Source organism: Nocardia sp. NPDC051929 (assembly GCF_044548645.1).
GTDB lineage: Bacteria > Actinomycetota > Actinomycetes > Mycobacteriales > Mycobacteriaceae > Nocardia > Nocardia sichangensis.
Genome location: NZ_JBIUCG010000018.1, coordinates 50,714 through 74,331 on the forward strand (window position 1 = coordinate 50,714; position 23,618 = coordinate 74,331).

The following is a 23,618-nucleotide window of genomic DNA, read 5'->3' on the forward strand; positions in this document are numbered from 1 at the left end:
TCGCGCGCAGCCTGGCCGCCGCGCCGCGCGCCGTGCTGATGGACGAGCCCTTCGGCGCACTGGACACCCAGACCAGGGAAACCATGCAGCGCCTGCTGATCCAGACCTGGCGCGCCCACCCCACCACCATCGTCTTCGTCACCCACGACCTCGACGAGGCCCTGCTGCTCGGCGACCGCATCGCCGTGCTCGGCGGCGGCACGCTGCGGGCGCTGGTGCCGGTGCCCAGCCCGAGGGACGCGATCGACCGGGCCGCGACCAAGGCCGAGATCCTGGAGAAACTGTGAACATTCCGCCGCTATCGGAACGGATTCGGCTGGACTGCGACGTGCTCGTCATCGGCGGCGGCACGGCGGGCACGATGGCCGCGCTCACCGCCGCCGAGCAGGGCGCGAACGTGCTGCTGCTGGAGAAGGCGCACGTGCGGCACTCCGGCGCGCTGGCCATGGGCATGGACGGCGTGAACAACGCCGTGATCCCGGGCAAGGCCGAGCCGGAGGACTACGTCGCCGAGATCACCCGCGCCAACGACGGCATCGTCGACCAGCGCACGATCTACCAGACCGCGACGCGCGGCTTCGCCATGGTGCAGCGGCTGGAACGCTACGGCGTGAAGTTCGAGAAGGACGAGTACGGCGAGTACGCCGTGCGCCGAGTGCACCGGTCCGGCTCGTACGTGCTGCCGATGCCCGAGGGCAAGGATGTCAAGAAAGCGCTGTATCGCGTCCTGCGCCAGCGCAAGATGCGCGAGAAGATCCGCATCGAGAACCGGCTCATGCCGGTGCGCGTGCTCACCGACAACGGACGCGCCGTCGGCGCCGCCGCCCTGCACACCCGCACCGGCGAATTCGTTGCCGTCGGTGCGAAAGCCGTGATCCTGGCCACCGGGCCGTGCGGCAGGCTCGGGCTGCCCGCCAGCGGATACCTGTACGGCACCTACGAGAACCCGACCAACGCGGGCGACGGCTACTCGATGGCCTACCACGCCGGGGCCGAACTCAGCGGCATCGAATGCTTCCAGATCAACCCGCTGATCAAGGACTACAACGGCCCGGCCTGCGCCTACGTCGCCAATCCGTTCGGCGGCTACCAGGTCAACGCCGAAGGCGAACGCTTCGTCGACTCCGACTACTGGTCCGGCCAGATGATGGCCGAGGTCAAGCGCGAGATCGAATCCGCGCGCGGTCCCATCTACCTGAAGGTGTCGCACCTGCCCGACGAGACGCTGAGCACGCTCGAAGGAATCCTGCACACCACCGAGCGACCCACCCGAGGCACCTTCCACGCCAACCGCGGCCACGACTATCGCACCCACGACATCGAGATGCACATCTCCGAAATCGGTTTGTGCAGTGGCCATTCCGCCTCCGGCGTGTGGGTCGACGAGCACGCGCGCACCACGGTGCCCGGCTTGTACGCGGCGGGCGATCTGGCGTGCGTGCCGCACAACTACATGATCGGCGCGTTCGTCTTCGGCGATCTCGCCGGTGCGCACGCCGCGTCCACCCTGGACGAGGTCGCCGCGCCCGCCGAGTTGCCCGAGGACCAGCTGGCCGCCGCCCATGAGCTGATCTACCGGCCGCTGCGCCAGCCGGAGGGGCCGCCGCAACCGCAGGTGGAATACAAGCTGCGACGTTTCGTGAACGACTATGTCGCGCCGCCCAAGACGGCGACCAAGCTGGCCATCGCGGTGGAGACCTTCGACCGGATGCGCGGGGAGGTCGAGGGCATCGGCGCGCGCACCCCGCACGAGCTGATGCGCGCGGCGGAGGTGTCGTTCATCCGAGATTGCGCCGAGATGGCCGCCCGCAGCTCACTGACCAGGACCGAATCCCGTTGGGGCCTCTACCACGAGCGCGCCGACCTACCCGAACGCGACGATGTCGAATGGCGATACCACCTCAACCTGCGCAAGAACCCCGACGGAACCATGGCGTTCCTGAAGCGGCCGGTGGCGCCGTACCTGGTTCCGGTGCCCGGGCTCGACGACCTGCCCTCGGCCGATGCCGAGGTGGTGCCGGTGCACCAGCCGCACCAGGTCGTCGGCCGTGCGCCGCACACCGGCGGCGGCGCTGAGCACGATCGCACCGCGGCCGGTTCGCCGGCGCAGCCCGCCACTCCCCCGTCTCCCCGGATCGTCGCGCTGCTCGCGCTCGACGAGCCCACCGTGGAGCAATTGTCCAGCTATCTGACCGATGCCGACGCGGGCGTGCGGGCCGCGGCGATCTCGGTGCTGACCGAGCACACCCCGGAGGGCTTCGCGACCGCCCTCGGCGACGCGCTGGACGACACGGCGGCCTCGGTCCGGCGCGCCGCCGCGGCCAGCCTGCGCGAACTCGTCGAGGTGTTGCCCTCGGCGGCAGGACTTTCCGACCGGCTCGGCTCGGCCGACCCCGTCGTGCGGTCCACGGTGATCGATCTGTTGCGCGCCCTGCGGGCAGGCGAACCCGCGCACTACCGCGCGGCGTTGGCGGACGAGGATCATCGCGTCCGCATCGAGGCGGTCCGCGCGCTGGTCTCGCTGAACGATCGGGACGGCGTCGCCACCCTGGCCGCCGACGGCAACCGGGAAGTGCGGATCGCGGTCGCCCAAGGCTTGGCCGCCATCGGCGGCGGCGGGGCCGAGGTGATCCGCCGCCTCGCCGACGACCAAGACCCGCTGGTCCGCGCCGCGGCCCTGACCGCGTTCGCGCAGCTGGGCGCCGAGCCGGCCGACGTCACCGCGCTGGCGGGCGCCCTGCGTCACTCGGCCTGGCAGATCCGGGTGGGCGCGGCGCGCGGGCTCGCGGGTGCCGACCCGGATCTCGCGGTGCCGATCCTGGCTGCGGCACTGCACGATCCGCATCTCGACGTCCGCAAGGCGGCGGTGCTGTCGCTGTCGGCGTGGCCGGACCTGCCCGCCGCGCACGACGCGCTGCGCGCCGCGATCGACGACACCGATGCCGACGTGCGCGCGTATGCCCGGCGAGCGCTGGCCACCCAGCCGACGGCCTAGCGCGGCGTGGTTGCCGCAGCTCGAATCGCTGATTAGATTAGCGGCTCGACCGTTGCCGACTCGTCGGCCGTGACACAGCCGGATGGCGACGGGGCGGCCGACGACGAATCCGTCGCCGTTGTCCACCAGCAGCGACGGGAGTATGGCGTTGACCTTGCCGAACTGGCTGGATCTCGCCGTGCTCACCACCGTCGTGGTGGCCGCGGTGCTCGGCTGGCGTCGCGGCGCGATCGTGGGGCTGCCCGGTTTCGCGGGCGCCTTGGCAGGAGCAATTCTCGGCGCGGCGCTCTCGGCCACGGTGTTCGGTCAGCTGGCTCCCGGCGCCGTGCGGCTCCTGCTCGCGCTGACGGTGGTCGCCGGGTTGGTCGCGTTCGGCGCGGTCGCCGGGCACCGGGCCGGACGAGCCGCCCGCGCGACGGTGTCCGATCCCGTCGCGCAACGCGCCGACGCCGTCTGCGGATGTCTCGCCTACGCGCTCGCGGTGCCGCTGGTGGTGTGGCTGTTCGCCGCACCGCTGGAATCGTCCGCCCTGGTGCGTGATTCGACGACCGTGCGGACCGTCGACGACGTCGCGCCGTTCTGGCTGTCCGGACTGTCGGAGGTGCTCACCGGACCGATCGTGGACGCCGGGCTCGGCCGCCCGCTCGCGCCGCCCGATCCAGGCATCGTCGCGGGACCGATGCCCGCCGCACTGCGCCAGAGTGTGCTTCGCGTCCAGGATCTCGCGCCGACCTGCGGCGTGCGCCAGTCCGGCTCCGGATTCGTCATCGCGCCGGAGCGCGTGCTGACCAACGCGCACGTCGTCGCGGGCTCCAGCAAAGTCTCCGTCGACACCGCGGCCGGATCGCTCACCGCGACTGTGGTGCGGTTCGATCCGACCATGGACATCGCGGTGCTCGCCGTCCCCGGGCTCACCGCGCCCGCCCTGACCGTCGCGCCCGAACCGGCCGATCCCGGCGACGACGCGATCGCGCTCGGCTACCCCAGGGGCGGGTCCTACACCGCGTCCGCCACGCGGGTGCGCGGCCGGGCCGAACGCCAGGTGCGCGACATCTACCGCACCGGTGTCGGGGAACGCGAGATCTACACCTTGGACGGTTCGATCCAGCACGGCAATTCCGGCGGGCCACTGGTCGACCGCGACGGCCGGGTGCTGGGCATCGTGTTCGGTGTCGACGAGAACAACAGCAATGTCGGATTCGCCACGAGCCTGCCGGAAGTCCTCGACCGGCTCGACCACGGGTGGCGCTCCGACCGCCCGGTCGACACCGGCCCCTGCGCGTCCTGACCGCCGGTCAGGACGCGTCGGCGATGATCACCACACCGCTCGAGGCATCCAGCAGCGGAATGGTCCGCTCCGCGGCATCGTCGACATGCACACGCGGGTGCGCGGGCAGCTCGGTCTCGTAGTAGGTGCCAGGACCGTAGAACTGGCCGTACTTCACCACCACGCCGTCGAAGTCCAGCACAGCCGCTTCGTGCTCCTGGATCACCGCGCCCCGGCCCGCGGCCGGCTCCCACGCGATACTCTGGGCGAGAAAGCGTTTCGCCCCGGCCGCCCGCGCGGCGGCGATCAAGTTACGGGTGCCCTCGGTACGGATGCGCGCGTTCGCCTCGGCCCGCTCCGGCAGCAGCGCCGCGTCGTCCGGCAGGTCCGTGAGCTGATGCATCACCATGTCGGGCCCGAACCCGACCACGGCGGCGGACAGGGCGTCGGCGTCGTACACATCGCACACCACCGGCTCGGCCCCCAGCGCCCGCAAAGGATCGGCCTTCCCCGCCGATCGGGTCATCCCCGCGACCTCGTGCCCCGCCTCGATCAACAGCGGAAGCAAGCGGACTCCGATAACGCCGGTCGCACCGGCCAAGAAGATGCGCACTGGACCATTTTGCCGCGACTTCGTCGCGGCGTGGTGGGGGGCCCCGGGGGGGGGGGGGGGGGGGGGGCGCCGCGGGGGGGCGGGGGGGGCCGGCGGGGGGGGGGGGGGGGCCCCCCCCCGGGGGGGGCGGGGGGGGGGCGCGCGGGGGGCCCCCCCCCCCCCGCCCCCGGGGCCGCCCACGGCGGATGCTCGGTCTCGCTTCGCTCGAAAGACGTGGTGCAGGTGCGCGGGGCGCGTCGGTATCAATGCTGCGACGTCGCGCGCGGTTGAAGTGACCGGGCTGCGCGTGGTTTGCCGCTCATGCAGTCGCATCTCGGACGCGAGCCGGGCCGCGAACGGCGCATGCTCGGTCTCGCTTCACTCAGTCGCGGAGACACTGGCTTCAGCCGCAGCGAATCCAAGCGGTGGCCTCGTTGCCGTTCAGGGCGTAGTCGATTCCGCGTGCGGTCAACAGGCGGAGTACGGGAATGTTGTCCGGCGTCGTGCTCACGAACAGCCCCGAGTAGCCCTCGGCGGTTGCCCGCTCGATCAATGCGGCGAACACGGCGGTGCCGATTCCCGTGCCTCGGCGGGAGCGGCCGAGCCAGACTCCCGCCTCGGCTGCGCCGTCCGAGGCGGGCAACCGGCACAGTCGTGCCGCGCCGACCACCTCGCCGTCCACCCGTATGCCGTAGGTCGACTCGACGGGCTGCTCCGCCAGCGCGCGGCCGCGGTGGAAGGCTCGGAAATCCGCCGCTCGGTCGGCATTCCAGCTCGCGTCCGGCGCTTCCACCGGCATGACCTCGCCCGGATCCGCGTCGGCCACCGCGGTGTGCAGCAGATCGGTGAGCAACGCTTCGTCGAGCGGTTCGAGGACGACATGGCGGGGCATGCGCCGATCCTGGCACCGGGACCGGCCGCACGCGACCGGTTTTCCACCCGCTCAGACCGGGGTGATCGGCAGGCGCAACGCGCCGGGCGCGGCGACCGGAACCACCGGGTTCTTCGGCTCGATCGGCGCGAGCCTGCGGTAGGCCGTACCGAGAGGTGGACGCAGGTCGTCCTCGCCTTTGTTCGGCCACAACGACATGGCGCGTTCGGCTTGGGCGGTGATGGTCAGGGATGGATTCACGCCCAGGTTCGCCGAGATGGTCGAGCCGTCGGTGATGTGCAGGCCGGGGTGTCCGTAGACCCGGTGGTAGGCGTCGACGACGCCCGACTCGGCCGAGTCGCCGATGGCGCAGCCGCCGATGAAATGGCCGGTGATCGGGATGTTCATCAGTTCGGTCCAGCCACCCTGCGGCAGGCCGCCGATCTTCTCCGCGATGCGCCTGGTCACCTCGTGTCCTTCCGGAATCCAGGTCGGCGGTGCGGCGCCGTCGCCCGGCTTGGTCGTCATGCGCCTGCCGAACAAGCCGCGCTTGGTGTAGGTGACGATCGAGTTGTCGACGTTCTGCATGACGAGCACGCCGATGCTGCGCTCGGACCAGCGGCGCGGGCTGTGCAGCCGGACGAGGTGGCGACGGTGCGCGATCAACTCCCGCACGCCCAGCCACCAGCGCGCCCTGCCCTCATGCCCGTCCACGAGCACGGTGGCCAGCAAACTCATCGCATTGCTGCCCTTGCCGTAGCGGACCGGCTCGATGTGGGTGTGCTCGTTGGGGTGGATGGACGAGGTGATCGCCACGCCCTTGGTGAAGTCGGTGTCCTTGCGCAGCGACCGCGCGGCCAGCACGGCTTCGGAATTGGTGCGGGCCAGATGCCCCAACCGCGACGAGACGTGCGGCAGACTGCCGTTCTCGCGTAACCGGTGCAGCAGTTTCTGGGTGCCGAGCGCGGCGGCCGCGAAGATCACCTGGTCCGCGATGAACGTCCGCTCGCCCTTGCGCGCCCACCGCCCGGTCCGCACCGTCCGCACTTCGTAGCCGCCCTCCGGTCGCGGCCGCACGTCCGTCACCGTCGTCAGCGGATGCACCGTGGCTCCGGCCTTTTCGGCCAGGTAGAGATAATTCTTCACCAATGTGTTCTTCGCGCCGTGCCGACAGCCGGTCATGCACTCGCCGCAGTGGGTGCAGGTCGAGCGCGCCGGCCCGACGCCGCCGAAGAACGGGTCGGCGACCTGCTTTCCCGGCCGAGAACCGTTGTCCGCGAACAGAACCCCTACCGGCGTGCGGCGATAAGTGTCGCCGATGCCCATGTCCTGCGCGACTTCGCGCAGGATTCGATCGGTCGGAGTGGTCGCCGGATTCTCGGTCACACCGAGCATTCGCCTCGCCTGGTCGTAGTACGGCGCCAGCTCGGAACGCCAGTCGGTGATGTGCGCCCACTGCTGGTCGCGGTAGAACTTCTCCGGCGGCTCGTACAGCGTGTTGGCGTACACCAGCGACCCGCCGCCGACTCCCGACCCGCTCATGATGAACGTGTCGTTGAGCAGGGTCATCCGCTGGATGCCGTAGCAGCCGAGTTTCGGCGCCCAGAGATACTCGCGCAGATGCCAGGAGTTCTTCGCGTACTCGTGGTCGGCGAACCGCCGGCCCGCCTCGAGCACGCCGACCCGGTATCCCTTCTCGGTCGCGCGCAGCGCGGCGACGCTGCCGCCGAAGCCGGAACCGATGACGAGCACGTCGTAGTGGCTGTCCATGCGCTCGAGCGTATGGCGGCGAACACACAGGCCGGACGAGAGATACGGACGTGATATCGAGATTTCCGGCCATCTTGCCTCCGGCTTCCCATGGCAGTGAGCAACCGCCCGGGAAACCTGCGCGGCCACTCGTATGCTCGCTGCGTCGCGCCAGCGAGATGGGAGAGCCTGTGACGGATCGCGAAGTACTGACCTGGGAGTCGTTCGGTTCCGCGAGCCGGGAACTCGCCGCGACCATCGCCGCTGACGGCTTCGAGCCCGATCTGATCCTCTCGATCGCGCGGGGCGGGCTGTTCGTGGCGGGCGCACTCGGCTACGCCCTGGACGTGAAGAACCTGCACGTGATGAACGTCGAGTTCTACACCGGCGTCGACCAGCGCCTGGAGTTGCCGGTGATGCTGCCGCCGGTGCCGCAGGCGGTGGATCTGGCAGGCGCCACCGTGCTGGTCGCCGATGACGTCGCCGACACCGGCGCCACCCTGAAGCTGGTGCGCGACTTCTGTTCCGGCAAGGTCGCCGAGGTGCGCTGTGCGGTGATCTACCAGAAGCCGTGGTCGGAAGTCGACAGCGAATACGTGTGGCGGCGCACCGACCGTTGGATCAATTTCCCGTGGTCCACCGAGCCACCGGTGGTGCGACGGCAGCCGCGCGCGCTCGACGCCTGACCGCTGGGCATGCCCGCCTCGGTCGCAGCGGCCTCGAAGGCGCGCAGGACAAGCCCCGTCCGATCGCTTCCGGTGGGCTGCCGCCGAAGAACGCGCCCGTGTCACCGGATGGAGGGCAGTGAGCGATCAATTCAGTTGAGCGACAGCGATTGCGCCGATCTTGTGATCGGTGATCGAGGAGGCCGCGCCGGATACTCCGAGCGCACCGAGGACCGTACCGCGGATCCGGATGAGGACGCCACCGCCGTTGGGCACCAATGCGTGGGCGTCCGGTCGCCGAGGTTCGCCGAACAGCGACTGTTCTCGCGGCGCGGTGGTCACGTGCACGGTGTCGAACCCCAGCGCGATGGCCGCCTCCGCCTTGTGTTTCGCGATTTCGCTCGCCCGCGCAGGCGCACCGTCCATCCGCGCGACGGCCACCACGATTCCGCCGGGTTCCACCACTGCCAGCGACACGGCCTCGCCGAGTCCGGTCGCCGCCTCGCGGGCCGCGGCGAGGACCGAGTCTGCCTGGTCGAGCGAGATCGCCATGCGACCATTCTCGCCCCGCACCGGATCGGCAGCGCGCAACGGCCCGGTCCTACTGCGGGATCCCGACGACTGGGCTCCCGGTCGCGACACGCCGCATTTCGAACACGCCGAAGGTCCGTCGCATAGCAACTGTCGAGCTACCATTAGAGCGAGGCGCTCACCAGCGTTTCCCCGACCGGCGATTCGTCGCCCGACCGGGCCACAGCAGCCGGCCGACGTCGGTGCGCTGCCCACACCACTCGCACCGGTGGGCAGCCCGGACTTCCCAGGTTTGACTGGAATGGATCCGGTAGCCAATACGGCGCAACGTAGGATGAATTCGCGATCATGGGCGCGGAGGCGCATGCCGGGAAAGCGAATCGTACTGAACTACAAATGAATTGGATCTCGTTTTCGAGCGAGGAACGGGTAGGAGGTATGCGGGTGGGCGCAGCGGCGCGGTCCGGAAAACAGCGGGGTATTCGCGGTCGAATGAGGAAGACCGGCGCTGTCATGGCAACAGCCGTGCTCATGTCGTCCCTCGGGGGAGCCGTCGCTACCGCCGCGCCGATCCACGCGCCGATATTGCGCGCACCGGCGCGCGGTTTCAGCGAGCTCTCCGTGCCGTCCAGCATGGGACCGATCAAAGTCCAGGTCCAATGGGCGGCCCGCGGCGGAAGCGCGGCGCTCTACCTGCTCGACGGCCTGCGCGCGCCCGCCGACCACAGTCAGTGGACGACCGATACCGACGCCTTGGCCCAATTCGCGGACGACAACGTCACCCTGGTGTTGCCGGTCGGTGGCCACTCGAGCTTCTACACCGACTGGTACCAGCCGAGCAGCACGAACGGCCAAGAGACGACGTACAAATGGGAGACCTTCCTCACCCAGGAACTGCCCGCCTACCTCCAGCGGTTCGGCGTGTCGCGAACCAACGATGCCGTCGTCGGCGCCTCCATGGGCGGCAACGCCGCGCTGATCCTGGCCGGATACCATCGCAACCAGTTCAAGTTCGCCGGATCGTTCTCCGGGTTCCTGCACCCGACGTTCCCGCTCTGGAACGAAGCGATGCGCGCCGCCATGCGGGACGAAGGCAATTTCAATGTGGACGACATGTGGGGGCCGGTCGGGGACCCTGCCTGGAGCCGCAACGACGCCACCGAACAGGCCGAATTGCTGCGCGGACTGCCGATATACGTCTCGACCGGCAACGGGCTGCCCGGCCCGCTCGACGTGCCGTTCGGAGTCGGGAACACGGTCAACGCGATGGGCCTCGAGTCGATGACGACGATCGCCGCCCAGATGTTCCGTGATCGGCTCGCGGAACTCGGGATGACCGCCCGCGTCGACACCGTCGACGGGACACACACCTGGCCCTACTGGCAGCAAGCACTCGCGACCGCGCGTCCGATGATCCTCGACGCGCTCGGCGCGCACTGACCGAGCCCCGACGCCGAGCACCGGGCCGGAGACTTCACCTCGGCGCTCGCACTAGCCGGACAGCACCCCCACGACGACCGCGCTCACCGCGCCGCCGACCGCCTCACGCGAGGGCGGACCGGCGTCCCGATCGGCGAACAACAGGTGCGCGGTCCCGATCAGCATGGGGGCGAGCGAGTCGACGTCGGCGGTCGCGGCGATCCGGCCGAGGTCGCGTTCGGCGGTGAGGTACCCGGCGATCATGGCGGTCGCTTCCGCAAGGACGGGGACGCCGGTCGGCCGGTCGCGGCGCAGGCGTGCGCGCAATTCGTCCCGGAACGTGATCAAGCCGACGATGGCCGTGGTGACCGGGCCGAACACGTCCGTCAGCGCGGTGGTGAGGTGCTCGACCACGGCGCCACTCCCGGCGGATTCCCGCAGAGCGGCGGCCCGTCGCTCGATCTCGACGATACGGGCGGTCACCAATTCGGCGAGGAAGTCGTCGAAGTCGGTGAAGTGCCGGTGCAGAACGCCTTTGGCGCAGCCCGCCTCCGCGGTGACCGCCCGGCTGGTCAGCGCGCTCGGCCCGGCGCGGAGCAGGATCCGGTCGGCGGCGTCGAACAACTGCTCGCGCACGTCGCGGAGGGCGACTCCGGTGGGCATACGGGTGCCTCTTTCCGTTCGGATCGGGCCCACCCGTTGCCGAGTGGGCGCATGCCCATTTAAAGTGGGCGCATGCCCACTATACCTTCGCCGGAGGAAACGCCGCACCGGCACCGGCAGATCGCGGAGTCCTTCGGGGTGAATGCCGAACGCTACGACCGGACCAGGCCCAGCTATCCCGAAGCCCTGATAGAGCACATCGTTTCCATCAGTCCCGGGCGCGCGGTCCTGAATGTCGGCTGCGGCACCGGTGTCGAAGCCCGGCAGTTCCAGGCGGCCGGTTGCACGGTGCTGGGGGTCGAACCGGATCCGCGGATGGCGGAATTCGCACGGGGCCGAGGGTTGGAGGTCGACGTGGCGACCTTCGAAACCTGGGACGGCGCAGGCCGCGTCTTCGATGCGGTCATCGCGGGAACGGCTTGGCACTGGGTCGATCCGGTCGCGGGGGCGGCGAAAGCGGCGGAGGTTCTGCGTCCCCGAGGCGTGCTCTCCGCATTCTGGCATGTGTTCCATCTCCCGACCGAGGTGGCGGAAGCGTATGGCGTGGTGTACCGGCGGGTGGCGCCCGACTCGCCGTTCACCCTCCAGCCGGGCACGCGAGCCTTGGAGGTGTACCGGCAGATGCTGGACAAAGCGGCCGAAGGCATCCGGGAGACCGGTCGATTCGAAGATCCACTGGAATCGAGTTTCCAGTGGGAGCGCACCTACACCCGCGACGAGTGGCTCGATCAACTTCCGACGCACGGCTCCATGACCCGCCTCCCGGAGGACAAACTGACACAAGTGCTCGACGGTGTCGGCGCGGCGATCGATGCGATGGGCGGGAGTTTCACCCTGCCCTACACGACGGTGGCGATCACCGCGACGCGCACCGCCACACCCTGACCCGATGCGCCGCCCCTTCCCCCGCTGTTCCTGGGCTTCGTTTCCGTCCCGGCGGGTGCGGGTAGCTCGGACAGGTGGCCGGCGATGATCCGCGCTGGTCGACGCGTTCCGAGCGGTGAGGAGACGGTTGAGTGTCGGGGTTGTGGGCTGCGGGCGGATGGGGATTACTGGCCGGATCCGCCCTGCTGATAGGCGCTCTCGTGGGATTCTGGGCGCGCGTTCCCACGAAGATCGTGGCCAGCGTGATGGGATTCGGTAGCGGAGTACTGCTTTCGGCGGTGTCGTTCGAGTTGATCGCCGAGGCGCACGAGAAGGCCGGACTGCCGCCCACCGCCCTCGGCGCGGTGGGCGGCGCGGGGATCTACACCCTGGCGAATGTCGCCCTCGCCCGCCGCGGCGCTCGCCACCGCAAGCGCTCGGGAGACCAGCAACCCAGCGAATCCGAGCAGTCCGGCTCGGGCACGGCCATCGCGTTGGGCGCGCTGCTCGACGGTGTACCGGAGTCCATCGTCATCGGGGCGAGTTTGCTCGGCGGCGAAACCGTCAGCGCGGTCACCGTGGCCGCGGTGTTCATCAGCAATATTCCCGAAGGGCTGTCCAGCGCGGCCGGTATGCGCCGCGCGAACCGCAGCCCGCGCTACGTGTTCAGCTTGTGGGCTGGGATAGCGGTGATCAGCGGTGTGGCCGCCATGGCGGGCTACGGACTGCTCGGTGACGCCGCGCCCGCCGCGCTGGCCGCGATCACCGCACTGGCCGCGGGCGCGATCCTGGCCATGATCACCGACACGATGATCCCGGAGGCCTTCGAGGACGCCCATCTGTGGGTCGGAATGATCACGGTGGCCGGGTTCCTCACCGCCTTCGCCCTGTCCCAGCTCGACCACTAGGCTTGTGGTGCAAGCATTTCGGAGCCGATTGCTCAGCGTGCGTCGGCTCGGCGGTCGGGCGCCCACAACCGATCGGCGTCGCCAACGGCGAGCCTGCCGCGGTAGACGTCGATCTTGTGGTCGATGAGGTCGAGGTTCTCGTGCAACTCGGCGATCTTGGCTGCCACCTCGGCGCGATGCGCCTCCATGAGGGCGAGCCGCTCGTATTCGTTGCCGCGCCCGGCGGCGACGAGTTCGGCGTAGCGGCGGATGGTTTTGATGGGCATGCCGGTGGCCCGCAGCTTGGTGCAGACGGTGATCCAGTCCAGGTCCAACTGCTGGTAGCGCCGCCAGCCACCGGCCGCGCGATCGACCGGGGTGACGACCAGGCCCGCGCGTTCGTAGTAGCGCAAGGTGTGCACGCTGACCCCCGTCCGCCGGGCGGCCTCGGCGATGCTCATACCTTGCTGTGGCGGACCGGATTCCGGCTGCGGCTTGACTTCGAGCACGCTCTAGAATTTAGCGTCCGTGATCATGACGACAACATTGATCACCGGAGCGAACAAAGGTCTCGGTTTCGAGGCCGCCCGCCGGCTCATCGCCGCGGGCCACACCGTCTACCTCGGAAGCCGGGACGTCGAGCGCGGACGCCGGGCCGCCGAACAGTTGGGGGGACGGACAGTCCAGCTCGACGTCACCCACGACGCGTCCGTAGCGGCCGCCGTCGCGGCCATCGAAGCCGACGGCGGCCTGGACGTGCTGGTCAACAACGCGGGGATCGCCACGGAATGGACCGCGACCAACACCGTGATCGGCGCCGCGGACGTGACCGCGGACCTCATGCGCCAGACCTTCGAGACGAACGTCTTCGGCACGGTGCGCGTCCTGCACGCGTTCCTCCCTCTGCTACAACGTTCCACCGCCCCGGTCGTGGTGAACGTCAGCAGCGGGCTGGCCTCGCTGACCCGGGTCAGCGATCCCGGCAGCCGGGCGTACGCCTACCCGGGCGTCGCATACCCGGCATCGAAAACCGCGGTCAACGCGATCACCGTGCAGTATGCGAAAGCGTTTCCGAACATCCGGATCAACGCGGTGGAGCCCGGCTTCACCCAGACCGATCTGAACGGGAACACCGGCCTGCAGAGCGTCGAGCAAGGCGCCGAGATCATCGTGCGGATGGCGCGGCTGGGCCAGGACGGCCCCACGGGGGGATACTTCGACGCCGACGGCGCCCTGCCCTGGTAGCCGAACGTCGGTCGTGCGGTGCTCACCCGTGGCGGGTCAAGACACGACGGACGCGCGGTTCGACTCCCCTGCCGCCGGTGAACGGATCGCGTGGGCCCGCGCGATGACCTCCTTCAGCCCGTATCCGTTGACGATGGGTACACCAAAGCGGTGTTCGAACCTGCTTCGTAGTTCACTTCCGGCCGGTGCCGCACAGCACAGGGCGAAACGCACCGACGAGGTGTCCCACCGCGCCCGGCCGGGCAGATCGGTCAGTGCCGCGTACAGGCTCGGGAAGGCGGAGGAGTAGGTGGGCCGGATTCGCTCGACCCGTTCCAGGAACGATTCCGGGTCCAGCGGGCCTGCCAAGGTAGTGCGACCTCCCGCGACCAACGGCGACAGGGCGCCGAGCAAGATGCCGCAGAGCTGCCGCATCGGCAGCGTCGACAGGCTGTGGTCGGCATCGGTGAGGGCGAAGACCTCGATCACGAATCGGCACATGGCCTCCAGGTTCCGGTGATCGAGCATCGCCCGGATGCCGCCGCCGTAGGTGATCAGCGCCAGCGCCTCCCCGCCGGGCCGCACCGCCGGTGTCGGGTCGCGTTCCGCCGCGCCGAGCGCCGCGGCGGGCAGGACCCGGACCGGAGCGTCGATCGCCGACGGATGCTCGATGACGATGAGGACCTCGGGGTCCGCGTCGATTATCCGCTGACTCACCTCCTCGTCGGACGCCGTCGGGTCGATCACGGCGGCCGTGGCGCCCAGGCGCCAGATCGCGAACAGCGACACCACCAGGTCGACGGCGCCGGGCAGCATGGTCGCGACGACGTCGCCGGTCGTGACGCCCGCGGCGCGCAGGCGGGACGCGGCACGCTGGACGGCGGACAGGAACTCGCTGTTGTTCAGTTCGATGCCGTCAGCGGCAAGGGCTGGTGCCTGCGGGGCGGCTGCGGCGCGACGGTCCGGAAGAGTGGAAAGCATCATGCGATGTCCTCGGCAACGGCGTAGTTGTTCGATAACAACGGTAGGAAGCGGAGCTCCTCTCGCCACCGTCGCGCAAGGATCAAATTCGTCGCCTGTCTTGTCGCCTGGAGACAATATCGACCGGCGAGATCCGCCGCCGCGCGCACGGCGAGGTAATACGATCGGCTCGTGACGAGTTCTCGTCGCAACGATGAAGCCGAGGTCGACCGTTGTGTCGCGACGATCGCCGCCCGCATGAACGAGCGGGTGACGGACATCAGCGCGAGCATCCACAGCGCGCTCGAGGAAGAGATACCCGAGCTGCGCGCGGATGTCCACACCGTCGAACTGCTCGGGGCCAGTGTGCAGGGAAACGTCGACACCCTGCTGTACGCGCTGCGTCACGACATCCCCGCCACCCGCATCCACCTGCCGTCGGCGGGCACGGAGTACACGAAGCGTCTGGCGCAGCGCGACGTCCCGCTCAACGCCCTGGTGCGCGCCTATCACATCGGACAACGGCGGGCGACCGAACTGATCTTCGCCGAGTTGCAGGCCGCCGACGTCGGGCCGGTCGATCGATTCGTCGTCGGCCGGGCCATCGCCACCCGGCTCTTCACCTACCTCGACCAGGTGATCCGGGAGGTCGTCGCGGTCTATGAAGGAGAGCGGGAGCAGTGGTTGGACACCCGCAACAGTGTGCGAGCGCTCTGTGTGCGCGAGCTACTGAAGGGGAAGGAGTCCGTCGACGTCGACAGCGCCACCGAGCAGATCCGTTATCCCCTGCGTTGGCATCACCTGGCGCTCATCGTCTGGTATCCCGACACGGAAGCCCACGGTGACGAACTGGCCGAGCTGCAACGGTTCGTTCGTGGGTCGGCCGAGACCACGGGAACCTCCGGGCAGCCCCTCTTCGTCGCCGACGATCAGCTGAGCGGCTGGGCGTGGCTGCCCTACCGTTCGGCGCGACCCGATGCAGTCGCCGATATCCGTGCATTCGCGGCCGCGCAACGCGACGCCCCGAACGTGGCGATCGGCACGATGGTCCCGGGCCTGTCCGGGTTCCGCCGATCTCATCGCCTGGCTCAGGACGCACGCACCGTAGCGCTGGCGGGGGCGGACGCCGAACACCGGGTGGTCGCGGCCGAAGACCCCGGATTGTCGGTCGCGGCCCTGCTCGGTGAGAGCATCGCGGAAGTCCGGGAATGGGTCGGCGACGTGCTGGGCGACCTGGCCTCCGACACCGACAACGACGCGCGGCTGCGCGACACGCTCCAGGTCTTCCTGCGCACCGGATCGAGCTACAAGGCAGCCGCCGCGGAGCTCGACCTCCACTCGAACTCGGTGAAATACCGGGTGGGCCGGGCGGTTTCGCGACGCGGCAAGCCCATCGCCGAAGACCGGCTGGACGTCGAGCTCGCACTGCTCGTCTGTCACTGGTACGGACCGGCGATACTGCGACCCGGTACGGCGTGACCCGGCTGCCCGGAACTCAGCGGCGCGGCGCTATGCGGGACAGCTCCACGGGACCGCGCACGGCGTAGAGCCAGGTTGCGAGTCCGTCGTCACGATGTGGCGATGACAATGCTGGCGGCCGAGGCGGCGACCAACCCGATGATCTGGCTGCTGTGCAATCGCTCCCGCAGCGCGGTCACGCCGAGTACCACGGGGACGATCGGGTAGAGCGAGGACAACACGACCGCCACGGCCAGGTACTCGGTCCGCGTGGCGAAGAGATAGGACACGAGCGCGGCGGCAGCGAGGATGCCGGAGAACACGGCTGTGAGGTCGGTCCGATGTTCAGGGCCTGGCGCGGTATCCGAGGATCCGGATGCCAGCGTCCATGCGAACGCAGCGACGAGAACGACGGCCGCCGCCCGGCCCGCGGTCACCGGCCAGATACCGGAGGCCGGGGCGGCGCGAGCCAGTGCGAGGTATTGCACGGCGATGCCGACACCGGCGATCAGCCCGTCGCCGACAGCGGCCCTGGCATTCGGACCGGCGCCGGTCGCACCGCCCGCGACGAGCCAGAGCGCGGGCACAGCCATCGCGATACCCGCCCATACCGACGCCGCCGGACGCTCACCGAGCAGAGCGGTTCCGAGCAGAACCGGCAGTGCGGCGCCGCCCACGGCGCTGATCGGTACGACCACGGACATCGCGCCGCGGCTGATTCCGCGGAACAGGAACGTCATCGCGATACCGGTGCCCACTCCGGACAGCGCTCCCCAGCCGAGATCGGCGGGATGGGGCCCGGCGGGAAATACCAGCAGGCCTGCGAGCGCGGTGACGGCGAGCCCGCCGAGTTGGCCGAGCAGCGCCACGCGTGCGAATCCGACTCGGCGGGACGCGGTTCCACCCCAGAAATCCGACAGGCCATAGCTCAACGCGGACATCAGCGCCAGAAGCGTCCCCATGATCAGGCCTTCCGGTCGCGCTCGGCCTGCCCCACCGGACACACCGCGGATCGCGTACAGCCCGCGCGGTCGCACAATCTGCACAGCACATTCGAATCGCCGATCTCCCCGTACAGCCGGGCCAGCAGTTTCGCAAGCAGGCTCGTCATGGCTTCGCGCTCCGCGTCGTCGAGTGCGGATACCAGCTCGGCCAACGACCGGGCGCGGGCGGCGAGGATTCGGTCCGCGGTGTCCCGGCCGGACGGCGTCAGGTTCACGCTGACCAGCCGTCCGGCGCCGGGAGAGCGGCCGACCAGTCCGGCGGCCGCGAGCGAATCGACCATGCGAACGGCCGCGGATTGCGTCAGCCTGACCCGTTTGCCCAGGTCGGTGACGCTGATGCCCGGCGATTCCATGAGCGTCACCAAGGCGGCCGCGCTACTGCCGCTCACCGCACCGGCGCCGTGCACGTCGGCGAGCATCACGTCGTTGATCGCAAGCGCCGCTGCTCCGAGCAGGTTCTCCAGGCGAGCATCATGCATGACTCATGCATAACATCCGCCGACGGGTCGCTGTCAACCCTTCACCCGGCCGCGCGGTGTGCGGAGTGAGACGATCAGGAATCGAGAAGCGCTGGTCAGCGCGCTGCCGTTAGCGTTGGGACGCGAGCCGTTCACACGCAGAGGAGGACTCATGAACTGGGACAGACGGATAAGGCAGACGCACCGGTGGCTGGCCGTCATATTCACGGCGACCGTCGTCGTCACGGTCGTCGCCTTGGCGCTGAAGGGGCCCGTGTGGGTCTCCTACGTGCCTCTGCCCCCGCTCGCCTTGCTTCTCTTCTCCGGTCTCGGCGTATTCGGACTGTCGTGGTCCGCCGAGCGGCGCGGCCGGGCGGCCGGGAACACCTCGCCGCGGCGGGTCGTGCCCGCACCGCGGGTCCGGCAGCTGCATCGCTGGTCGGGTATCGGCTTCGTCGCGACCGTTCTCGCCACTTTCGTCGCCTTGGCGCAGGAGGAACCGATCGTCTGGGTGTCCTACCTGCCGCTGCTGCCGCTCGCTCTGCTGCTGTTCTCCGGCCTCTACATGCTGGTGTTGCCGCTTGCCGTGCGACGTCGGCGCGCCGGTCGCCTCGCCACGTCCTAGTCGGCCGGGGCGGACGCGGGCGCCGCCGAGCCCGGTGGAACCCGGGGCGGCAACTCCGGACGACGCTTCCGAAGCGGGGCTCCTGCCGGCCGCTCGTACGTCCGCGATCGGCACGAAACAAAGTTTTCTCCGAACCTGCGATGAATCGGGGCGGCGGCGCCGGTATGTACCGGCGAACCCATCGGAGGAGGACTTTCGCCCATGAGAACGACCACGGGACAGCGCTGGGTACTCGCGCTGACATCGGTGGCCGCGTTGATGATCATGCTGGACGCGCTGGTCGTCACCACCGCCCTGCATGCGATCCAGCTCGACCTGCGCGCCTCGCTGGCCGAACTGGAGTGGACTGTCAACGCCTACACCTTGAGCTTCGCGGTACTGCTGATGGCGGGCGCGGCGCTCGGCGAGCGATATGGACGGCGCCGCGTACTGGTCGCGGGGGTGCTGCTGTTCTCGGCGGCCTCGGCCGCGTGCGCCTCGGCGCCGAACCTGGGCTGGCTGGTCGCCGCCCGGGCGGTGCAAGGTGCCGGCTCGGCGGCCGTCATGCCGGTCGGTATGGCGCTGCTGTCGGCCGCCTTCCCGCCCGCGCAGCGCACCCGCGCGCTCGGGCTTTTCGCGGCGGTGACCGGCCTGGCCACGCTCGGCGGCCCGCTCCTCGGTGGCGCGGTGGTGGAGGGCTCGACCTGGCAGTGGATCTTCTGGCTGAACCTGCCGATCGCCGCCTTGCTCGTGCCGCTGATGCTGACCCGGCTGCCGGAGAGCCGTGGCGAGGCACGCGGACTCGATCGCCTGGGCATCGGGCTGGCCTGCGCCGCCGCGCTGGGCTCGGTGTGGGGCCTGCTGCGCGGCGACGAAGCGGGCTGGGGCAGCGGCGAAGTCGTCGCCGCGTTCCTGCTCGCGGCGATCGCGCTGGTCGCGTTCGTACGCTGGGAGCTGCGCACCGCGACCCCGCTGATCCCGATGCGGCTGTTCGCCGCGCGCGGCTTCTCGGTCGGCAACGCGGTGGGCTTCCTGCTGTTCGGATCGATCTTCAGCGGGGCGTTCTTCTTCGCACAGTTCCTGCAGACGGTCCAGCACCACGGCCCGCTCGGCGCGGGAGTGCGGCTGGCGCCCTGGACGATCACCTTGTTCCTCGTCGCTCCCGTGGCGGGCAAGCAGGTCAACCGCTTCGGGGAACGGCCGCTGGTGGTCGTGGGACTGCTGATGCAGGCCGCGGGCTACGGCTGGCTCGCGCTGACGGCCGGGCCGCAGTTGTCCTACCCGGCCATGATCGCGCCGTTCGCGCTCTGCGGTGTCGGCGTCTCGATGGCCATTCCCGCCGCCCAGAGCGCCGTGCTGCGTTCGGTGCCCTTGGCGGCGGTCGGTGCGGCGTCGGGCACGTTCAACACCTTGCGCCAGCTCGGCAGCACGTTCGGGATCGCCTTGCCCGCAGCGGTTTTCGCGACATTCGGTGGACTCGGATCCGCCGCTGCGTTCAGTACCGGATTCGCCGCGGCGATCGGCACGGCGGCGCTGCTGGCGCTGATCGGCGCCGCGCTCGGGCTGCTGCTACCCGCGGGCGCGCCCGTCGCGGCACGCTCCGACGCGCAGCCGGTCGCGGCTCGGTAGGTTGCGGCCATGACGATCGGCGCCGACTTCACGGCCGAGACGATGGCCTACCGGCCGGAGTTGCTCGCGCACTGCTACCGCATGCTCGGGTCCGTCCACGACGCCGAGGACCTGGTGCAGGAGACCTTGGTGCGGGCCTGGCGTGCCGCCGACCGGTTCGACGAGCAGCGGGCTTCGCTGCGCACCTGGCTGTACCGGATCGCCACCAATGCCTGCCTGACCGCGCTCGAACAGCGTGGCAGGCGGGCCTTGCCCACCGATCTGAACGGACCGGCCGCCACTCTCCAGACCCGGCCGGCCCGGCATCCCGAAGTGTCCTGGCTGGAACCGATTCCCGACGCGCTGCTCGGCGGCTCGGCCGATGATCCGGCGACCGTGGTGGCCGCGCGCAGCGGCATCCGCCTGGCCTTCATCGCCGCGCTGCAATATCTGCCCGCCCGCCAGCGCGCGGTGCTCATCCTGCGCGACGTGCTCGCCTGGTCCGCCGCAGAGGTCGCCGACCTGCTCGGCACCTCCCCCGCCGCGGTCAACAGCGCGCTGCAACGCGCCCGCGCCCAGCTCGAGAAGGCCACCCCCATGATCGATCGGACGTCCGAGTCGTTGAGCCCCGGTGAGCGCGCGATGATCGACCGCTACGTCACCGCTTTCGGCAACGGCGATATGGACGAGTTGAGCAAGCTGCTGCGCGACGACGTGGTGCTCGAAATGCCGCCCGCCCTGTTGTGGTTCGCGGGCCGCGCCCACGTAGTGGGTTTCTTCGCGGCCAAGGCGGCCCGGGACGGCGACACCTGGCGCGCCGTGCCGACAGCCGCCAACACCCAGCCCGCCGTCGCCTATTACCTGCGCGACGCGGACGGGACCCACCGCGCGCACTCCATCCACGTTCTCGGCACCACGGATACCGCCATAGAACGCATCACCGTCTTCCTCGGCGACGAATTGTTCCGGCCGTTCGGGTTGCCGACGGTGCTTCGACGGCCGAACGAGAACTCCATACCGGAGTGATGCTCGGTGCGGACGACTGCACAGGCGATGGGGTCGAATTCCCGGTGCGGCGGGGAGCGCTATCGTCGGAGCATGCGAGCCCGGCCGTTGACTTTGATCCAGGACGACCTCGTCGACTACGACAAGGCCATGGAATGCATGGGAGAGCTGGTCGAAGAACGCCACAGCGGCGCGCGGCCGGACACCCTGTGGCTGCTGAGCCATCCGCCGGTCTACACCATCGGGCGGAAGACGCCGCAGGAGCACCTGCCGGACCCGGCACACGACATCCCGGTCGTGCAGACCACCCGCGGGGGCCAGCTCACCTATCACGGTCCCGGCCAGCTGGTCGGCTATCTCATCGTCCGGCTCGATTCCGGCGAAGGGGTGGTGGACTACATCCGCGAGGTCGAGTTCCGCCTGATCGAGGCACTCGGCCGGTTGGGCGTGCCCGCCGAACGCCGCGACACTCCGCCCGGCTCCGAACTGCTCACCGGCGTGTGGACCCGGCACACCGGCCGCAAGATCGTCTCCATCGGCATGCGCCAGAGCCGAGGGATCACCAGTCACGGCTTCGCCCTCAATGTGAACGGCGACCTCGAGCCATGGCACTGGGCCGTCGCGTGCGGGCTCCCCGACGTCGATATGTCCTCCGTGGCCAGGGAATCCGGCGCGGCCACCATGGAGCAGGTGCGCTCCATGGTCGCCACCGCTTTCGAGGCGAGCTGAACTCCGCCCGCGAACGATCCGCCGCTCGCGGCGGCGACCTCGACGGCTGATCGCGCTCGTGGTCGACAGCCGCGCCACCGCGGAGCGGCGCTCCGCCAGTCCGCCGCGCAGGCTACCCAGCTGCGCGCGGCCTGCAGCCGAGATGCTGCCGGATTTGTTCCAGAACCACGAACTCCGTTGGGGAGTCACGAAACGGCGACGCGACCGGATCGACAGAGAGCTACCCGCATCCATCCGCACACCGGACCCGGCGCAGGCGGACCGCCGAACGCCGCGACGAAAGTAGCCCCGACACAGACGATTACGACCAGGATCGGCGCATGCCGATCAGTTGGCGAGGCGGGCCTCGAAGGCGATCCCGTCACCACGGGCGAGCGACCGGACGCGCTCGACGGGCTCGCGGTGGTTAACCTCACGTTCGCGCGGACCACACCGATCGGTCCAGACCATTTGCCATCCTCGGTCCATGCGATTGGCGATCATCGGGGGCGGCATCCTCGGCACCGCACACGCCATGGCCGCGATCCGCCGCGGGCACGAGGTCGTGCAGCTGGAACGGGAACTCGAAGCGCGCGGTGCGACCGTGCGCAACTTCGGCCTGGTCTGGGTGTCGGGCCGGTCGGCCGCGGAACTGGATCTCGCTCTGCGTGCGCGGAGGCTGTGGGAGGAGATCGGCGGGAAAGTGCCCGGCGTCGGTTTCCGGCCCTCGGGCTCGCTCACCTTGGTGCGCGCCCCGGAGGAATTGGCCGTCGCCGAGGCCGCGGCGGCCGGCCCCGGAGCCGAGGCACGTGGCTTCGCCTTGCTCGACCCCGAACGCGTCCGCGCCGTCAATCCCGCTCTGCGGGGCAAATTCCTTGCCGGACTGCATTGTTCGACCGACGCGGCCGTAGAGTCGCGCCAGGCGCTGCCCGCGTTGCGCGCCTATCTCACCGCGAGCGGGCGCTACACCTTTCATTCCGGCACGGAAGCCAGGGAAGTCGCCGACACCGGTTCCGGCGTGCGGGTGCGCGACGACCGTAATCGTTTCTTCGATGCCGACCTCGCGCTCGTCTGCCCCGGCGCCGCGCACACGGGCCTGGCCAGGGAACTGGCCGGAGCGCTGCCCGTGCGGCGGGTCCGGCTACAGATGATGCAAACCGCTCCGCTGGGTGAGCCGCTTCCCACGGCCGTCGCCGACGGCGACACTTTCCGCTACCACCCCGGCTTCGCCGGTCCCGAAGTCGACGCGCTGAACCGGGAGCAATCGCAGACCGCGACCGCCGCAGAGCACGCGATGCAACTGCTGTGCGTCCAGCGCCTGGACGGCGGATTGACCATCGGCGACACCCACGAGTACACCGAGCCGTTCGCATTCGACCTGGACGACGCTCCTTACGAGCACCTGACGTCGGTGACCGAGGAGTTGCTGGGCCGCAGACTGCCACCCGTGGTGCGTCGCTGGGCAGGCGTGTACAGCCAGAGCGCCGATCCCCGCGCCGCGGTCACCCGCGTACGAGCCGAACGCCATGTCTGGGTGATCACCGGACCCGGCGGTCGCGGCATGACCCTCGGCCCCGTCCTCGGCGAGGAAACCGCCGACCTACTGGAACTCTGAGGAACGGATTCTGGTTCTGCTGGGACGGTTTCGAGGCCGGGCCGCGCCGCGGTGAGCGGTGCGGGAGGGCGCGTCCGGTCGCGCCATTATGCGTTACCAGACGTATCCCAAATTCCGTGTGCCCGGGTGCTGGCACACCACGAAATCCGCGCGTCGATTCGCGCAGGCGCACGCGACGTGTGAAGAATGCTCGCAATCACGAAAGTAATTGTCCGCCTGGGGATAACGCGCCATATGGAGCGGACGGGGATGACTGGAGAAATAGCGGTGGTACTGCTGTGGGTGGTGATCGTTGCCATCGTCGTGGTTCTGCTCGGCGGTGCGGCCGCGGCGATGGTGTGGGATCCGAATCCCCGCCGGAAAGCCCGGGCGACCGATCGGAGCGCAGCGCTGCCGTTGGCGGGCATGCCATCGCCGCACGACAGGTGGCCCCGGCGATCTTGACGCTTCGCCCCGCCGCGACCCGTTCCT

The 23,618-nt window shown here is 69.7% G+C and carries 24 protein-coding genes; 15 read left to right on the top strand and 9 right to left on the bottom strand.

Features of this window, described 5'->3' with window-relative positions; all coding sequences use genetic code 11:
* Positions 1 to 38 precede the first annotated feature (38 nt).
* From ACIHAX_RS24585 to ACIHAX_RS24595, 3 genes are all read left to right on the top strand, one after another.
* Entirely contained in the window at positions 39 to 287 is a 249-nt protein-coding gene (locus ACIHAX_RS24585; RefSeq protein ID WP_397279935.1) for a hypothetical protein, read from the top strand.
* Entirely contained in the window at positions 284 to 2,995 is a 2,712-nt protein-coding gene (locus ACIHAX_RS24590) for a fumarate reductase/succinate dehydrogenase flavoprotein subunit (RefSeq protein ID WP_397279754.1), read from the top strand. The genes ACIHAX_RS24585 and ACIHAX_RS24590 overlap by 4 nt, the downstream gene beginning before the upstream one ends.
* Positions 2,996 to 3,113: 118 nt before the next feature.
* Positions 3,114 to 4,283, top strand: a complete 1,170-nt coding sequence (locus ACIHAX_RS24595; RefSeq protein ID WP_397279756.1) for a MarP family serine protease — start codon at positions 3,114 to 3,116, stop codon at positions 4,281 to 4,283.
* Between the two features lie 7 nt (positions 4,284 to 4,290).
* On the opposite strand, the gene ACIHAX_RS24600 is transcribed toward ACIHAX_RS24595, so the two are convergent.
* The 3 genes from ACIHAX_RS24600 to ACIHAX_RS24610 form a co-directional block, all read right to left on the bottom strand.
* Positions 4,291 to 4,875 (bottom strand): NAD-dependent epimerase/dehydratase family protein, encoded by a 585-nt coding sequence (locus tag ACIHAX_RS24600; protein WP_397279758.1) that lies wholly within the window; start codon positions 4,873 to 4,875, stop codon positions 4,291 to 4,293.
* Positions 4,876 to 5,257: 382 nt separating this feature from the next.
* A complete protein-coding gene (locus ACIHAX_RS24605; protein ID WP_397279760.1) occupies positions 5,258 to 5,746 on the bottom strand; it encodes a GNAT family N-acetyltransferase in 489 nt (162 codons plus the stop codon).
* A gap of 51 nt (positions 5,747 to 5,797) precedes the next feature.
* Positions 5,798 to 7,495, bottom strand: a complete 1,698-nt coding sequence (locus tag ACIHAX_RS24610) for a GMC family oxidoreductase N-terminal domain-containing protein (RefSeq protein WP_397279762.1) — start codon at positions 7,493 to 7,495, stop codon at positions 5,798 to 5,800.
* 158 nt (positions 7,496 to 7,653) lie between these two features.
* Here ACIHAX_RS24610 and ACIHAX_RS24615 point away from each other — a divergent pair, with 158 nt between their 5' ends.
* On the top strand, positions 7,654 to 8,160 hold the full coding sequence (locus ACIHAX_RS24615; protein ID WP_355080438.1) for a phosphoribosyltransferase: 507 nt from the start codon (positions 7,654 to 7,656) through the stop codon (positions 8,158 to 8,160).
* Between the two features lie 126 nt (positions 8,161 to 8,286).
* Here ACIHAX_RS24615 and ACIHAX_RS24620 read toward each other — a convergent pair whose 3' ends face one another.
* A complete protein-coding gene (locus ACIHAX_RS24620) occupies positions 8,287 to 8,691 on the bottom strand; it encodes a heme-binding protein (protein ID WP_355080440.1) in 405 nt (134 codons plus the stop codon).
* Positions 8,692 to 9,183: 492 nt separating this feature from the next.
* On the opposite strand from ACIHAX_RS24620, the gene ACIHAX_RS24625 reads away from it, so the two are divergent.
* Complete coding sequence (locus ACIHAX_RS24625) at positions 9,184 to 10,110, top strand: alpha/beta hydrolase family protein (RefSeq protein ID WP_355080442.1); 927 nt, start codon at positions 9,184 to 9,186, stop codon at positions 10,108 to 10,110.
* Positions 10,111 to 10,161: 51 nt separating this feature from the next.
* Here the strand turns inward: ACIHAX_RS24625 and ACIHAX_RS24630 are convergent, their stop codons facing one another.
* The gene (locus ACIHAX_RS24630) at positions 10,162 to 10,752 is read right to left on the bottom strand and encodes a TetR/AcrR family transcriptional regulator (protein WP_397279765.1); all 591 of its coding nucleotides are present in this window, start codon (positions 10,750 to 10,752) and stop codon (positions 10,162 to 10,164) included.
* Between the two features lie 72 nt (positions 10,753 to 10,824).
* Here ACIHAX_RS24630 and ACIHAX_RS24635 point away from each other — a divergent pair, with 72 nt between their 5' ends.
* Entirely contained in the window at positions 10,825 to 11,637 is an 813-nt protein-coding gene (locus ACIHAX_RS24635) for a class I SAM-dependent methyltransferase (protein ID WP_364433357.1), read from the top strand.
* A 131-nt stretch (positions 11,638 to 11,768) separates the two neighbouring features.
* The gene (locus tag ACIHAX_RS24640) at positions 11,769 to 12,524 is read left to right on the top strand and encodes a ZIP family zinc transporter (RefSeq protein ID WP_355080446.1); all 756 of its coding nucleotides are present in this window, start codon (positions 11,769 to 11,771) and stop codon (positions 12,522 to 12,524) included.
* A 32-nt stretch (positions 12,525 to 12,556) separates the two neighbouring features.
* Here the strand turns inward: ACIHAX_RS24640 and ACIHAX_RS24645 are convergent, their stop codons facing one another.
* A complete protein-coding gene (locus ACIHAX_RS24645; protein ID WP_364433361.1) occupies positions 12,557 to 13,012 on the bottom strand; it encodes a MerR family transcriptional regulator in 456 nt (151 codons plus the stop codon).
* 25 nt (positions 13,013 to 13,037) lie between these two features.
* On the opposite strand from ACIHAX_RS24645, the gene ACIHAX_RS24650 reads away from it, so the two are divergent.
* The gene (locus ACIHAX_RS24650; protein WP_397279769.1) at positions 13,038 to 13,748 is read left to right on the top strand and encodes an SDR family NAD(P)-dependent oxidoreductase; all 711 of its coding nucleotides are present in this window, start codon (positions 13,038 to 13,040) and stop codon (positions 13,746 to 13,748) included.
* A 36-nt stretch (positions 13,749 to 13,784) separates the two neighbouring features.
* Here the strand turns inward: ACIHAX_RS24650 and ACIHAX_RS24655 are convergent, their stop codons facing one another.
* Entirely contained in the window at positions 13,785 to 14,711 is a 927-nt protein-coding gene (locus ACIHAX_RS24655; RefSeq protein WP_397279771.1) for a class I adenylate-forming enzyme family protein, read from the bottom strand.
* A 168-nt stretch (positions 14,712 to 14,879) separates the two neighbouring features.
* Here ACIHAX_RS24655 and ACIHAX_RS24660 point away from each other — a divergent pair, with 168 nt between their 5' ends.
* On the top strand, positions 14,880 to 16,166 hold the full coding sequence (locus ACIHAX_RS24660; protein ID WP_364433370.1) for a helix-turn-helix domain-containing protein: 1,287 nt from the start codon (positions 14,880 to 14,882) through the stop codon (positions 16,164 to 16,166).
* An 89-nt stretch (positions 16,167 to 16,255) separates the two neighbouring features.
* Here ACIHAX_RS24660 and ACIHAX_RS24665 read toward each other — a convergent pair whose 3' ends face one another.
* Complete coding sequence (locus tag ACIHAX_RS24665) at positions 16,256 to 17,107, bottom strand: EamA family transporter (protein WP_397279772.1); 852 nt, start codon at positions 17,105 to 17,107, stop codon at positions 16,256 to 16,258.
* A gap of 2 nt (positions 17,108 to 17,109) precedes the next feature.
* The gene (locus tag ACIHAX_RS24670; RefSeq protein WP_364433376.1) at positions 17,110 to 17,628 is read right to left on the bottom strand and encodes a MarR family transcriptional regulator; all 519 of its coding nucleotides are present in this window, start codon (positions 17,626 to 17,628) and stop codon (positions 17,110 to 17,112) included.
* A gap of 151 nt (positions 17,629 to 17,779) precedes the next feature.
* Between ACIHAX_RS24670 and ACIHAX_RS24675 the strand changes: the two genes are divergently transcribed.
* The 6 genes from ACIHAX_RS24675 to ACIHAX_RS24700 all read left to right on the top strand — a co-directional run bounded on the left by ACIHAX_RS24675 (position 17,780) and on the right by ACIHAX_RS24700 (position 23,591).
* On the top strand, positions 17,780 to 18,232 hold the full coding sequence (locus ACIHAX_RS24675; RefSeq protein WP_355080459.1) for a hypothetical protein: 453 nt from the start codon (positions 17,780 to 17,782) through the stop codon (positions 18,230 to 18,232).
* A gap of 201 nt (positions 18,233 to 18,433) precedes the next feature.
* Positions 18,434 to 19,840, top strand: a complete 1,407-nt coding sequence (locus tag ACIHAX_RS24680) for an MFS transporter (protein ID WP_397279774.1) — start codon at positions 18,434 to 18,436, stop codon at positions 19,838 to 19,840.
* Positions 19,841 to 19,849: 9 nt separating this feature from the next.
* Positions 19,850 to 20,845, top strand: coding sequence for a sigma-70 family RNA polymerase sigma factor (locus ACIHAX_RS24685; protein WP_397279776.1), 996 nt, complete (start codon positions 19,850 to 19,852; stop codon positions 20,843 to 20,845).
* 72 nt (positions 20,846 to 20,917) lie between these two features.
* Entirely contained in the window at positions 20,918 to 21,553 is a 636-nt protein-coding gene (gene lipB, locus ACIHAX_RS24690) for a lipoyl(octanoyl) transferase LipB (RefSeq protein WP_397279778.1), read from the top strand.
* A gap of 466 nt (positions 21,554 to 22,019) precedes the next feature.
* Positions 22,020 to 23,147 carry a TIGR03364 family FAD-dependent oxidoreductase gene (locus tag ACIHAX_RS24695; protein WP_397279780.1) on the top strand — a complete coding sequence of 376 codons (1,128 nt, stop codon included), beginning with the start codon at positions 22,020 to 22,022 and terminating at the stop codon, positions 23,145 to 23,147.
* A 249-nt stretch (positions 23,148 to 23,396) separates the two neighbouring features.
* Complete coding sequence (locus ACIHAX_RS24700) at positions 23,397 to 23,591, top strand: hypothetical protein (RefSeq protein WP_355080467.1); 195 nt, start codon at positions 23,397 to 23,399, stop codon at positions 23,589 to 23,591.
* Positions 23,592 to 23,618 lie beyond the last annotated feature (27 nt).

What these genes read in the sequence shown, in the direction of transcription:
- ACIHAX_RS24585 (WP_397279935.1), top strand. Translation starts at nt 39, where the DNA reads ATGGACGAGCCCTTCGGCGCACTGGACACCCAGACCAGGGAAACCATG.
- ACIHAX_RS24605 (WP_397279760.1), bottom strand. Translation starts at nt 5,746, where the DNA reads ATGCCCCGCCATGTCGTCCTCGAACCGCTCGACGAAGCGTTGCTCACC.
- ACIHAX_RS24610 (WP_397279762.1), bottom strand. Translation starts at nt 7,495, where the DNA reads ATGGACAGCCACTACGACGTGCTCGTCATCGGTTCCGGCTTCGGCGGC.
- ACIHAX_RS24615 (WP_355080438.1), top strand. Translation starts at nt 7,654, where the DNA reads ATGGGAGAGCCTGTGACGGATCGCGAAGTACTGACCTGGGAGTCGTTC.
- ACIHAX_RS24620 (WP_355080440.1), bottom strand. Translation starts at nt 8,691, where the DNA reads ATGGCGATCTCGCTCGACCAGGCAGACTCGGTCCTCGCCGCGGCCCGC.
- ACIHAX_RS24625 (WP_355080442.1), top strand. Translation starts at nt 9,184, where the DNA reads ATGGCAACAGCCGTGCTCATGTCGTCCCTCGGGGGAGCCGTCGCTACC.
- ACIHAX_RS24630 (WP_397279765.1), bottom strand. Translation starts at nt 10,752, where the DNA reads ATGCCCACCGGAGTCGCCCTCCGCGACGTGCGCGAGCAGTTGTTCGAC.
- ACIHAX_RS24635 (WP_364433357.1), top strand. Translation starts at nt 10,825, where the DNA reads ATGCCCACTATACCTTCGCCGGAGGAAACGCCGCACCGGCACCGGCAG.
- ACIHAX_RS24650 (WP_397279769.1), top strand. Translation starts at nt 13,038, where the DNA reads ATGACGACAACATTGATCACCGGAGCGAACAAAGGTCTCGGTTTCGAG.
- ACIHAX_RS24655 (WP_397279771.1), bottom strand. Translation starts at nt 14,711, where the DNA reads ATGATGCTTTCCACTCTTCCGGACCGTCGCGCCGCAGCCGCCCCGCAG.
- ACIHAX_RS24665 (WP_397279772.1), bottom strand. Translation starts at nt 17,107, where the DNA reads ATGGGGACGCTTCTGGCGCTGATGTCCGCGTTGAGCTATGGCCTGTCG.
- ACIHAX_RS24670 (WP_364433376.1), bottom strand. Translation starts at nt 17,628, where the DNA reads ATGCATGATGCTCGCCTGGAGAACCTGCTCGGAGCAGCGGCGCTTGCG.
- ACIHAX_RS24675 (WP_355080459.1), top strand. Translation starts at nt 17,780, where the DNA reads ATGAACTGGGACAGACGGATAAGGCAGACGCACCGGTGGCTGGCCGTC.
- ACIHAX_RS24680 (WP_397279774.1), top strand. Translation starts at nt 18,434, where the DNA reads ATGAGAACGACCACGGGACAGCGCTGGGTACTCGCGCTGACATCGGTG.
- ACIHAX_RS24685 (WP_397279776.1), top strand. Translation starts at nt 19,850, where the DNA reads ATGACGATCGGCGCCGACTTCACGGCCGAGACGATGGCCTACCGGCCG.
- lipB (WP_397279778.1), top strand. Translation starts at nt 20,918, where the DNA reads ATGCGAGCCCGGCCGTTGACTTTGATCCAGGACGACCTCGTCGACTAC.
- ACIHAX_RS24695 (WP_397279780.1), top strand. Translation starts at nt 22,020, where the DNA reads ATGCGATTGGCGATCATCGGGGGCGGCATCCTCGGCACCGCACACGCC.
- ACIHAX_RS24700 (WP_355080467.1), top strand. Translation starts at nt 23,397, where the DNA reads ATGACTGGAGAAATAGCGGTGGTACTGCTGTGGGTGGTGATCGTTGCC.